The sequence below is a fragment of the Psychrobacter sp. CAL346-MNA-CIBAN-0220 genome (assembly GCF_040309805.1).
Classification (GTDB): domain Bacteria; phylum Pseudomonadota; class Gammaproteobacteria; order Pseudomonadales; family Moraxellaceae; genus Psychrobacter.
Map to the genome: position 1 here is coordinate 1 of NZ_JBEOPF010000159.1, position 280 is coordinate 280.

General features: G+C 39.3%; 1 protein-coding gene. It reads right to left on the reverse strand.

The window, feature by feature from the left end; all coding sequences use genetic code 11:
• Positions 1–44: 44 nt before the first annotated feature.
• Positions 45–280 (reverse strand): cytochrome C oxidase subunit IV family protein (locus AAEY88_RS13125; RefSeq protein WP_350563092.1); only part of this gene is annotated, 236 nt, incomplete at its 5' end.

Consider the following 280-nt stretch of genomic DNA (forward strand, 5'->3'; position numbering starts at 1 on the left):
GTCTGGTTGCATACTTTGGTTGCAGTGCTTTGACATTGCGCTGTTTACATCATCAATTCGTTAGCTGCGGTGATAATCCACACAGATAAACCCACCACCATGATAATAATCAACGCAGTGAATAAGAACGAAAATGTATTAAGCTTACCTTCTTTAGAAAAATCTAAATGGAGGAAGTATTTTAAATGCACCACGATTTGCACTATGGCCATGACAACCACAATCCATAAGGTGGTTGCATGGTTAAAGTGTTGGGTCATCACTGACCAAAATGGAATAG